Consider the following 1,486-nt stretch of genomic DNA (forward strand, 5'->3'; position numbering starts at 1 on the left):
CATATGCACGGCGACCACCACAGGAATCGCCGCAAGAAACTGCTGCCCCACTGCACTGGGAACGGCTACCGCCCTGGCCGGCGTTCAATGCGCCAATCTTGAGATGATTCCATGAAGACACTTCACATCGGAATGGCGCAGCCGCGCTACCGCCAACGCGGTTTGACACTGATCGAGCTGCTGGTCAGTCTGGTCATCGGCCTGGTCCTCGCCCTCGCGGCAGCGGCGGCATATCTGGGCACCCGCTCGGCCGCTACAGCCTCAGCCAATATGGCGATGCTCAATGAGACCGGCAAGCTTGCACTGGACATGATTGGCCGCGACCTTCAGATGGCGGGTTTCTACCCCATGATCATGTCCACCACCTCCGCGGCCTCAGGTAATTTGGGGGGATTCACCAATACCAAATACTCAACCGCCGTGGCCTATAACCAGGGGCTGTTTGGGTGCGACGGCGCGGTGTTCAATCCCACAACCAGGGCTTGCGGCAGCACGGTAGCCACTGCGCCAGATTCGGTTGTGATCAACTATTTCACCATGCCAGAGCTGGATGCATCGACCTTTGGGAGTGGGTTCGACTGCCTGAGGCAATCTGTTGACCTTGATCCCAACAATGCGGCGCAGATTGCCGATGGACGGCCGCGCTACGTATCCAACCGTTTTGGCCTGGTCGCTACCAGCTATACGGCCCAGGGCGTCGGCGGTACCACCCGGACAGTGAATACCAAGAGCCTCGGATGCAACGGCAATGGAAAAAACCCGGAAGACACCATTTATCAACCGATTTTTGAAGGCATTGAAGACATGGTGATCCGATATGGGGTGGCCGGGACAGCTGGGACGTCTCCGGAGACCTACCATACCGCTGCCGAAGTGACTGCATTGCCCGATGTCGCGGGCTTCACATCATGGCAGCGCGTAACCGCCATCAGGGTGTGTTTGCTGACCCGTACGCCGGAAAACTCGCGCACCCAGGACAAGGCAGGCTCCTTGCGCAGCTATGCCAACTGCCGGGGCGCCAACATCACCTACGCGGCCACCGACCGGACTATTTACAAGAAATACGAGCGCGTATTTGCCATTCGAAATAACTTGACAGGTATTTACTGATGCGAGCCGGCATGCCAATCACTACAGCGCGCCTCGAAAGAGGAGTGTCCCTCCCTATAGTCTTGATGTTCCTGCTGGTCATCACGATTCTCGGGACCATCGGGATGCGACGCGCAACCACGGGTGAAACGCTCTCGAGAAACCAACTCGACTACGAAGTCGCCCGCCAGGCCACAGAAGCCGCACTACGCGACGCAGAGCGCGACTTGAAATTGGCAGGCCCTCTGCGTCCCAATGCCTTGTGTGCGCGCGACGACGACAGGCCCATAAAAGAAAAAACCATGGGGCCCTACTTCGACCCAAGCTGCCCCAGAGGGCAGTGCCGGAACCCACTGGACTATTACTACACGAGCAACTACACCACCGTCACCAACCC

At 58.5% G+C, this 1,486-nt stretch carries 2 protein-coding genes; both read left to right on the plus strand.

Going from position 1 to position 1,486, the window contains the following annotated elements; all coding sequences use genetic code 11:
• Window positions 1-111 precede the first annotated feature (111 nt).
• Window positions 112-1,110: a PilW family protein gene (locus AC1D1P_RS23100; protein WP_477668973.1), complete on the plus strand. Its 999-nt coding sequence runs from the start codon at window positions 112-114 to the stop codon at window positions 1,108-1,110.
• Window positions 1,111-1,175: 65 nt separating this feature from the next.
• Window positions 1,176-1,486: pilus assembly PilX family protein (locus tag AC1D1P_RS23105; protein WP_477674601.1), on the plus strand; the 311-nt coding region annotated here is incomplete at its 3' end.

The organism is Polaromonas sp. P1_E1_2, assembly GCF_056406035.1.

Excerpts from the sequence above, each read along its gene's own strand:
- AC1D1P_RS23100 (WP_477668973.1), top strand. The coding sequence starts at position 112 with ATGAAGACACTTCACATCGGAATGGCGCAGCCGCGCTACCGCCAACGC.